Genomic DNA, 9,981 nt, shown 5'->3' with positions numbered 1-9,981 from the left:
CAATATTCCCCACTGCTGCCTCCCGTAGGAGTCTGGGCCGTGTCTCAGTCCCAATGTGGCCGTTCACCCTCTCAGGCCGGCTATGGATCGTCGCCTTGGTGGGCCGTTACCCCACCAACTAGCTAATCCAACGCGGGTCCATCTTATACCACCGGAGTTTTTCACACCGGACCATGCGGTCCTGTGCGCTTATGCGGTATTAGCAGTCATTTCTGACTGTTATCCCCCTGTACAAGGCAGGTTACCCACGCGTTACTCACCCGTCCGCCACTAGAATTAAATTAAATCGACCGAAGTTTCAATAAAGTAATTCCCGTTCGACTTGCATGTGTTAAGCACGCCGCCAGCGTTCATCCTGAGCCAGGATCAAACTCTCTGATAAAATGTGTTAGCAATTCAGCGATGCTCGCATCAACTTAATTGCGACTCACACTGATTAAGCCAAAGGCTTAAGAAGTGTTTGATTCATTTACTCAAGACAACCGTTTGGCTATCTCTCGTTTTTACTGCTTTTGGTTTGTCAAAACCGTTCTTTAAATGTAAAGAAATTTTCGAGAATCGTATGTGTTTCACTGTTTAGTTATCAAGGTTTGTTTTGTCTGTCCCTCAGACAGCTCGTTTATTTTATCTCATCTCTTTTTGTTTGTCAAGCACTTTTTTAAGTTTTTTTCAAACATTTTTGAGTTAAGATTTTGTTGCCGTTTCGTTGACGACTTGGATACTTTATCATATCTTCTGTCTTTTGTCAACAGTGAATTTCATTTTTCTGAAATTCTTTTCAATTGTTTGTTTTTCAAAAACAATTATTTGCGACAGCTCAGTTATAATACCACTGGGAGTTATGCTTGTCAACCATAAAATTCAAATTTTTTTGGATTTTTTGGAAGTTTATCTTAAAGATGCAATTTTTCTTCCCCCATTCGCTGGGTGCGCTACGGCGGTCGCATTTTCAATGCGGTAAGTGCGAGGGAAGGCGATCTCAGAGTTCCGAAGCCCGAACGCCCTCCCTCGCGCTCCCACCCCGTTGGGCACGGAAAGAATTCTTCGTTATTGTATGTGGTGCGGTATTGACTTTTGTCTGTATGCTGCGGTATTCAGAGTGGAACGCTGTGCCGATCTGGTTCCTGGATTCTTCTGTATTTATAGTGAGACGCTGTGCCGATCTGATCCCTAGATTCTTCTGTATTTATAGTGGAACGCTGTACTGATACAGCTACACTTCAACAATTCCAGGACAGGACGCCCCGCGTCCGCTTCCGTCCCCTGCAAGGGTCTTATCTTTTTTCCTGTCGGTTGGAAATGTCAGCCAGAGGGAGAGGATATCGGTTCGGGCTGTTGCGGAGGAGGGGTGATACAACTTAGGTTCCGGGAGAGGGCGTTATTGCGGCAGGGTCAGCTGTTTGAGCCAACGGCGAGTTCTGGCCCTGCTGCAATGGTTTTAGCCATCTCACGGAATCTTAGTTGTATCCCCCGACGGAGTCCTTGCCCGAGCCGATATCCTCTCCCTCTGGCGTACCTCTTTCTCTCCACCCTCACGGAACCCTAGTTGTATCCCCGACGGAGTCCTTGCCCGAACCGATATCCTCTCCCTCTAACGTCCGCTTTGCTCTCCGTCTTCACACACAAAAAATCCGGCATCTTCAGTCACCCCAAAGATACCGGACTCCAATCAGTTATAAGCTGGAAATGAGACTCGAACTCACGACCCCTTCATTACGAGTGAAGTGCTCTACCGACTGAGCTATTCCAGCTTGTGATAAACACAACTGATATTATACCGTATTTTGCAAAAAATGCAAGCACTTTTCCAACAATCCACTCAAATTATTCCTACTACAACTTCCCCCCTCTGTTCACACCCCATCATTTCTTCCCTGCAGAACTTTTCCTACGAGAAGTCACCTTCTTCACAACCTTCACTGCATCCTTCACAGCAGAAGATTTTTCCACCACCGTCATTTTCGCCTTATCAATACGTTTCCCCTTACTTTTCTCCGTAGTCTTTCTCACAGTTTCTTTCTTCACACTCTTCTTCTCCGGCATGCAGCTAAATACCGCCACGCCATAAGCCGGAAGTTTCAATTTCAGCGAAAACTCCCTGTTATCACACTCCACATGGACAGCCGCTTTCGCCCGGGCATTCACAACGCCCTGTCCGCCATACTTTCCACTGTCACTGTTAAAAACTTCCTTATATTTTCCCGCAAAAGGCACACCAACCTGGTAACTGTCATAAGACACCGGTGAAAAATTACATACCGCAAGAATCGTTTCCTCTGGTTTCTCCGTTTTACGAAGAAATGCAACCACATTCTCATCATAGCTGGTAAACTGTATCCATTCAAAACCATCTGAATTCCCATCCATCGCATACAAAGCAGGACAAGACATATAAAGTTCATTCAGATCATGAATATACACTTTCAGCTCCGGCATGATATCTCCATCCGGCGCAGTCATCTTCACACCAGGATGCAGCATCAGATAACCATATGCTGCACGCAGCTGAGCATTTTTCTGCCTGGAAGATCCCGGAAGCTTTTCCAGAAACTCCCTCAGCGTACCCACATCTCTTTTTCCAAGAGTCAGTACATAATGTTCACTATACGCATACATCATTGAAAGCGTCAGCTGATCATAATAATTCCGTCTTTCCAGGGGCTCCGCTTCCAGATAAGAAAGAAGATCTTTTGTCCAGCCCCCACTCCATTTATAGTCAAATCCCAGATGATCATTTTCCACACTATCTGTAAGCTGCGGCCATAATCCATCCTCCTGTGCGATCAGGAGAATGCCCGGATCCTGCTTTTTTACAATCGAATTCAGATGTTTCAGAAACTCCAGTGCCTGAAGATTCTCATTGGAACCATAAAGATTCGGGGTCCACTGTCCTGCCTCTCGTCCGAAATCCAGATACAGCATCGCATCTACATCATCCATACGGAATCCGTCCACATGGAACTCATCCAGCCAGAAAAAGGCATTGGAAATAAGGAAATCCTTGACCATAGGACTTCCATAATTATAAAGCATAGTTCCCCACATTGGATGAACCGCCATAGCCGGGTCCTGCACTTCATAAAGAGGGGTTCCGTCAAATTTCTCAAGTCCGGCATCAAACCGTGGGAACTGTGCCGGTGCCCAGTCCAGAATCACTCCAATCCCAGCCTGGTGAAGATCCTCCACCAGCGCACGAAAATCTGACGCTGTTCCAAAACGGGTCGTCACAGCATAATACGAAGACGTAGAATATCCGCCTGAACTCTGGTCAAGATACTCCATCACCGGGTGAAATTCCACATGGGTATAACCGGTTTCTTTCAGAAACTCCACCAGTTCACCACTGTTTTTCCACTCTGTTACATCTGTCTCATAAATAGAAACCGGAACTTCACGGCTGGCAAATTTTTCACGTTCCTTCATCCACACTTCGTCCTGCCAGGAAAAATCCCCCAGATCTGTCACTACCGAAATCACTGACGGAGCTCCCTGTGTTCCATTTCCATAAGGATCTGATTTTCGCTGTACATTGCCACCTTTTATCTTAATCTCATATTGATAGGAAGCGCCTGCCTGCACACCTGGGACAAAAAGTTCAAAAATTCCGGACATTGGCATACGGTGCATCGGAAGGCGTCTTCCATCCCACCGGTCAAAATCACCGACTACACTGACACGGATCGCATTGGGTGCCCAAACAGCAAAATAGGTTCCTTTCACACCGCCACAGACACCTGGATGAGCTCCAAGCTTCTCGTATGCCTTGTAATAGACACCGGCACAGAAAGCTTTTTCCTCCTCTTCTGTGATCTGGCATGGACATTCATAAGCATCATAGAAAGTTTCTTTCATGCTTCCCCTGGTCACACGGAAGCGATATTCCGGAATCCTTTTCAGTGGAAGCATTGCCGCATAATAACCGGCCTCATCTTCCAGGATCATAGGATAACTCGTTTTCCCTACAACTACTTCTGCAGCATCCGTTCCCGAAAAAAATCCCTGAATCAGAACACCATCCGCTGTTACCATCGGCTGCATCACATCACGGGGTGACGCCTCCTCACCATAAACAATCGCCTCGATCCGGGGCCAGTCCATATATTCATACGCTTTATCAGCCATAATCCTCTCCTCCGTCAAATTTGTTGTTTTATAGACTCAGTTTATCACTTTTTTACTGAAAAATAAAGATAACGGTTCTAATCTTCGCAAAAAGTAATGCAAGTAACCGGTAACAGAACAGAAAATAATTCAATTTGGTTCTTCCCAAAATCAGGTTCAACGATTATAATATGAGACAGAATATGAAACAAATACCCTATCAGGAGGAATCATCAATGGAAAACAAACTGTATGATGTAACAGCTCTCGGCGAGCTTCTGATCGACTTCACAGAAAACGGTGACAGTTCCCAGGGCAATCCTACTTTTGAGGCAAACCCTGGCGGAGCTCCATGTAACGTTCTTGCCATGCTGAACCGCCTTGGCAAAAAAACTGCATTTATCGGAAAAGTCGGAAATGATATGTTCGGCAAACAGCTGAAAGCTGCCGTAGAAGAATGTGGTATCGATACCAGAAATCTTGTCATGGACGATGAAGTTCATACTACCCTTGCTTTCGTACATACTTACCCGGACGGAGACCGTGATTTTTCTTTCTACCGTAATCCAGGTGCAGATATGATGCTGGCAAAAGATGATGTAGACGCCGATCTGATCCGTAATTCCAGGATCTTCCATTTTGGCACACTTTCTTCTACTCATGAAGGCGTCCGTGAAGCAACCCGCTACGCCCTTGATGTGGCAAAAGAAGCCGGATGTATCATTACCTTTGACCCGAATTTACGCCCTCCACTCTGGAAAGATCTGAACGATGCCCGTAAAGAAATCGAATACGGTATGGAGCGCTGCGATGTACTGAAGATTTCTGATAATGAAGTAGAATTTCTTTTTGATACTACCGATTATGACAAGGGTGCTGCCCTTATCGAGGAAAAATATCATATCCCCCTTGTGCTGATCACACTTGGTAAGGATGGAAGCCGCGCTTATTACCGCGGACGAAAAGTGGAGGCTGCTCCTTTCCTTCAGGAAAATACTATTGAAACTACTGGCGCAGGAGATACATTCTGTGCAAGTACTTTGAATTATGTCCTGGAGCATGGGCTTGGGGATCTCACAGATGAGAACCTGAAAGAGTTGCTTACTTTTGCCAATGCGGCGGCTTCTCTTATCACTACGAAGAAGGGTGCCCTTCGCGTGATGCCTGCAAGGGATGAAGTTCTTGACTTTATCGCGTCTCGTAAGTAGTGTATGTTATTCTTTTATTAATTTGATTTTTACTTTATTGGCTTTGAGAAGCTGAGGAAACCGCAGGGGGAGAAAGCACTCGGAGTTACGAAGCCCGCTTTTCTCCCCCTGCACCCCCTCTTTCCGGGCACGTACCGCGGAGGCGGCGCTTCGCGCCTGTCCGCAAACCGTTGTGTGTTCTACGTATTTTCTTTTCTTTGTTATATCTATATTTTTATCAGTAGTCTTATTGTATAGTTTATAGTGAATGTTCTTGCTGCCTTCCCAGAGTCATCTATCCCATTATTTAAATCATATAGCACTGAAATAACTGGTATATCAAATGCAATCTTTACCACTCCAATCCACTTTTATATCACTCAAAAAAAATCCGCAGATGTGCCCCGCACATCGAGACCCACCAACACCCTCCCGCCCTCACTCTCGGCTCAACCTTCCGCATCCAACACCGCCCCATACCTATAACGGCCTCACAACTTTCCACCCTCAACACCCCGTCAGGCCGTTCTCCTCCATCGGCTCAGCCTCCACCATCCAATACCGCAGCATACAGACACAAGTCAACAAAGCTCCCACCTTCCACAACCAAGCACTCCTCCCCAAAAAAGCCCGAGGGGTGTGCAGAGGGGCCGCGGCTTTGCGGCCCCTTTGCGGTTTTCCTTTTCTCAAAAAAATACTGTGCCCCGTTCGCCAAAAAAAAGCAAACGACACACAGTATTTCAAAAAAAGTATTTCTAAGATCTTGTTACTTTACTTAACAACACGCACTCTGTACATGCCCTCAATCTCCTTGAGTTCATCCAGTGCCTTAGCAGAAGCTGCACTCTCAAGATCAATAAGAGTATAAGCAAACTCTCCTTTACTCTTATTGGTCATATCCGCAATGTTCAGTCCCTCAGATCCAAGGATCTTGGTAACCTGACTGATCATATTCGGTGTATTACTATGTGCAAGAGAAATTCTTCCAACAGCCACACAGGTACCCATATCACAATTCGGATAATTCACAGAATTCTTGATATTACCATTCTCAAGGTAATCACGGATCTCTTTTACAGCCATCTCCGCACAGTTCTCCTCAGATTCCTCTGTGGAAGCTCCAAGATGTGGTGTTACCAGAATACCCTCGCGTCCTGCAACTGTCTCGTTGGCAAAGTCCGTTACATATTTCTTAACCTTACCACTTTCAACAGCCTCGATCAGCGCCTCCTCATCAACAAGAAGATCTCTTGCAAAGTTCAGAAGGACTACGCCGTCTTTCATCTTATCAAAAGCTTCTTTGTTGATCATCTTCTTTGTGCTGTCAAGAAGCGGCACATGAATGGTGATGTAATCGCACTGGCTGTAGATCTCATCCAGGCTCTTGCTGTGTTTGATAGTTCTGGAAAGGTTCCATGCTGCATCGATGGAAAGATATGGGTCATAACCATACACTTCCATTCCAAGACCGCATGCTGCGTTTGCAACCATAGCTCCGATGGCACCAAGACCGATGATACCAAGTTTTTTGCCGCTGATCTCGCATCCTGCGAACTGTTTTTTCTGCTTCTCGGCAAGTTTACCAATGTGCTCTTTATCTTTCTCCTGTGCAACCCACTCGATACCGCCAACGATATCTCTGGATGCAAGGAGCATACCTGCAAGTACAAGCTCTTTTACACCGTTTGCGTTCGCTCCAGGTGTGTTGAATACAACAACACCTTTCTCTGCGTACTCTTTAACCGGAATGTTATTGACACCTGCACCAGCACGTGCAACCGCGCAAACGCTCTTCGGAAGTTCCATGTCATGCATCTTCGCACTTCTTACGAGGATCGCGTCACACTGATCTACAGTCTCTGTTTTTTTATAATTGTCGCCAAAAAGTCTCAAGCCTTTTTCAGCGATAGGATTCAGGCAATGATACTGGAACATTATGCATTCTCCTCCTCGAATTTTTTCATGAATGCAACCAGGGCCTCTACGCCAGCTTTTGGCATGGCATTGTAGATGCTGGCACGCATTCCGCCAACAGTACGGTGTCCTTTCAGGTTTACAAGGCCTGCCTCAGTTGCCTCTTTGACAAACTTGGCATCCATTTCCTTGTCACCGGTTACGAACGGTACGTTCATCAGGGATCTGTCTTCTGGAACTACAGTTCCTTTGAAGAGTTTGCTGGAATCCAGATAATCATAAAGGATTTTTGCTTTTTCCTCATTGCGCTGTTTCATCACTTCCAGACCACCCATTTTCTTCAGCCATTTAAATACTTTTCCGCATACATAGATGCAGTAAGCATTCGGTGTGTTGTAAAGAGAACCTGCGTCTGCATGTGTCTTATAGGTAAGCATGGTTGGTGTTCCCGGAAGAACATCCTCTGTGATCAGATCTTCACGAACGATCGCGATAACCATACCTGCCGGTCCGATGTTCTTCTGAACACCGCCATAGATAATACCATATTTGCTTACATCCACTGGCTCAGACAGGAAGCAGGAGGATACATCTGCTACCAGAGTCTTGCCTTTTGTGTTTGGAAGTTTTTTGAATTTTGTGCCGTAAATGGTGTTATTCTCACAGATGTATACATAGTCTGCATCCGGGCTGATCGGCAGATCACTGCAGTCCGGGATATAGCTGAAAGTTTTGTCCTCAGAAGATGCGATCTTGTTTGCCTTTCCATATTTCTGAGCTTCCTGATAAGCTTTCTTTGCCCACTGACCTGTTACGATGTAATCAGCAACCCTGTTTTTCATAAGGTTCATCGGGATCATGGCAAACTGCTGGGATGCTCCTCCCTGAAGGAAAAGTACCTTGTAGTTATCCGGGATGTTCATAAGCTCGCGGAGATCTTTCTCTGCAGTATCAATGATTTCCTGAAAAGCTGCACTTCTGTGACTCATTTCCATAACGGACATTCCTGTGCCGTTATAGTCCATCATCTCATCAGCTACTTCTTTGAGTACTTCCTCTGGAAGCACTGCCGGTCCGGCAGAAAAATTGTACACTCTACTCATGTTTCTTCATATCCTCCTCGTCAAATACATCATCAAGATTCGCACCAGCCGGTACCATCGGGAACACACTCAGATCCTGATCGATCCAGCAATCCAGAACGACAGGTCCCTCTGCTGCCAGTGCCATCTTAAGTGCAGGTTCCACATCTTCCATCTTTGTCACACGAATGGCTTTTGCACCCAACGCCTCCGATAATTTCACAAAATCAACGGCGTCATCCAGTACTGTGGAAGAGTATCTCTTTCCATAGAAAAGCGTCTGCCACTGACGCACCATTCCAAGTACATGATTGTTCATAACAATCTGGATCAGCTGTCTACCACAGCGCGCTGCAGTTGCCAGTTCATTCATATTCATACGGAAACATCCGTCACCTGCTATATTTACAACTGTTTTTTCCGGCCTGCCCATCTTTGCGCCAATTGCAGCGCCAAGGCCATAGCCCATGGTTCCAAGGCCACCGGAAGTAAGAAGAGTTCTCGGCTCTTTGTATTTATAATACTGTGCCGCCCACATCTGGTGCTGTCCAACATCTGTAGAGATGATGGCATCACCGTTCGTCAGCTCATAAAGTTTCTCTATAATATACGGACCTGTAAGCTGTGTGTGATCATAATTCAGCGGATATTTTTCTTTCAGTTCCTGGATATGTGCGATCCACTCCGGATGTTCTTTCTCCGGAACTTCCTCAAGAAGGCGTTTCAGCACTTCTTTCACATCTCCGATCACGCTTGCATCCACTTTGATATTTTTGTTGATCTCCGCAGCGTCTACATCGATCTGAAGGATTTTTGCATTATGTGCAAAAGTTTTCGTATTTCCTGTTACACGGTCACTGAAACGTGCTCCAAGAACAATGAGAAGATCACATTCCGTAACACCAAGATCGGAAGTCTTGGTTCCGTGCATACCTACCATACCTGTATAGAGAGGATCTTCTCCAGGGAAAGTACCTTTACCCATCAGAGTATCGCAGACCGGAGCCTGGATCCTGTGAGCCAGTTCCCGTACTTCCTGGTCAGCACCGGAGATCACACATCCACCGCCTACAAAAATAAACGGTTTCTTTGCCTCTCTGATCATTTCCAGTGCCTGATCCATATCTTCTTTACGGATATTTTTGATCTCGCGGTTAACGGTAGCCGGATGGCATGGCTCGTACTCATATTTCATTCCTGTGATATCCTTCGGGACATCCACAAGAACCGGGCCAGGTCTTCCGCTTTTTGCAATATAAAATGCTCTTCTTAACGTATCTGCAAGATCTTCAATATTCTTTACGATGAAGCTGTATTTTGTTACAGGCATTACGATACCTGCGATATCAACCTCCTGGAAAGAATCTCTTCCCAGGAGTGGTCTTCCTACGTTTGCAGTAATGGCTACCATCGGTACGGAATCCATGTATGCAGTCGCGATTCCTGTTACCAGGTTGGTGGCTCCAGGACCGGATGTTGCCAGGCAGACACCCACTTTTCCGGTAGCTCTCGCATAACCATCAGCAGCATGGGATGCACCCTGCTCGTGGGAGGTCAGTACATGTGTGATCTCATCTTTGTATTCATATAAGGCATCGTAAACATTCAGGATCGCGCCGCCCGGATATCCAAATACGGTGTCAACGCCCTGTTCCTTCAGACATTCTACGATGATCTCTGCACCTGTAAGCTGCATG

5 protein-coding genes, 1 tRNA gene and 1 rRNA gene are annotated in these 9,981 nt (G+C 46.0%); 1 reads left to right on the top strand and 6 read right to left on the bottom strand.

Annotation, left to right across the window (positions count from 1 at the left end):
• From KQI39_RS07690 to glgB, 3 genes are all read right to left on the bottom strand, one after another.
• A 16S ribosomal RNA gene (locus KQI39_RS07690) occupies nt 1-382 on the bottom strand; the annotation flags it as partial.
• 1,296 nt (nt 383-1,678) lie between these two features.
• A tRNA-Thr gene (locus KQI39_RS07685) sits at nt 1,679-1,751 on the bottom strand.
• 112 nt (nt 1,752-1,863) lie between these two features.
• On the bottom strand, nt 1,864-4,122 hold the full coding sequence (glgB, locus tag KQI39_RS07680; RefSeq protein ID WP_216417602.1) for a 1,4-alpha-glucan branching enzyme: 2,259 nt from the start codon (nt 4,120-4,122) through the stop codon (nt 1,864-1,866).
• 215 nt (nt 4,123-4,337) lie between these two features.
• Here glgB and KQI39_RS07675 point away from each other — a divergent pair, with 215 nt between their 5' ends.
• The gene (locus KQI39_RS07675; RefSeq protein WP_216417600.1) at nt 4,338-5,309 is read left to right on the top strand and encodes a carbohydrate kinase family protein; all 972 of its coding nucleotides are present in this window, start codon (nt 4,338-4,340) and stop codon (nt 5,307-5,309) included.
• Between the two features lie 750 nt (nt 5,310-6,059).
• On the opposite strand, the gene KQI39_RS07670 is transcribed toward KQI39_RS07675, so the two are convergent.
• Genes KQI39_RS07670 through ilvB form a run of 3 tightly spaced genes read right to left on the bottom strand, consistent with a single transcriptional unit; the run spans nt 6,060 to nt 9,980 of the window.
• Nucleotides 6,060-7,223 (bottom strand): phosphoglycerate dehydrogenase, encoded by a 1,164-nt coding sequence (locus tag KQI39_RS07670; protein WP_173763117.1) that lies wholly within the window; start codon nt 7,221-7,223, stop codon nt 6,060-6,062.
• A complete protein-coding gene (gene serC, locus KQI39_RS07665) occupies nt 7,223-8,305 on the bottom strand; it encodes a 3-phosphoserine/phosphohydroxythreonine transaminase (RefSeq protein WP_148444797.1) in 1,083 nt (360 codons plus the stop codon). Before serC ends, KQI39_RS07670 begins: the two co-directional genes overlap by 1 nt.
• The gene (gene ilvB, locus KQI39_RS07660) at nt 8,298-9,980 is read right to left on the bottom strand and encodes a biosynthetic-type acetolactate synthase large subunit (protein ID WP_195567042.1); all 1,683 of its coding nucleotides are present in this window, start codon (nt 9,978-9,980) and stop codon (nt 8,298-8,300) included. The genes serC and ilvB overlap by 8 nt, the downstream gene beginning before the upstream one ends.
• Nucleotide 9,981 lies beyond the last annotated feature (1 nt).

The organism is Blautia sp. MSJ-36 (assembly GCF_018917985.1).
Taxonomy (GTDB): Bacteria; Bacillota; Clostridia; order Lachnospirales; family Lachnospiraceae; genus Blautia_A.
Note: the sequence above shows the minus strand (reverse complement) of the source record. Positions and strands in the feature narration are given on the sequence as shown.

Bases quoted from the DNA above. Each gene is read 5' to 3' on its own strand.
- KQI39_RS07670 (WP_173763117.1), bottom strand. From the start codon at position 7,223: ATGTTCCAGTATCATTGCCTGAATCCTATCGCTGAAAAAGGCTTGAGA.
- ilvB (WP_195567042.1), bottom strand. From the start codon at position 9,980: ATGCAGCTTACAGGTGCAGAGATCATCGTAGAATGTCTGAAGGAACAG.
- glgB (WP_216417602.1), bottom strand. From the start codon at position 4,122: ATGGCTGATAAAGCGTATGAATATATGGACTGGCCCCGGATCGAGGCG.
- serC (WP_148444797.1), bottom strand. From the start codon at position 8,305: ATGAGTAGAGTGTACAATTTTTCTGCCGGACCGGCAGTGCTTCCAGAG.
- KQI39_RS07675 (WP_216417600.1), top strand. From the start codon at position 4,338: ATGGAAAACAAACTGTATGATGTAACAGCTCTCGGCGAGCTTCTGATC.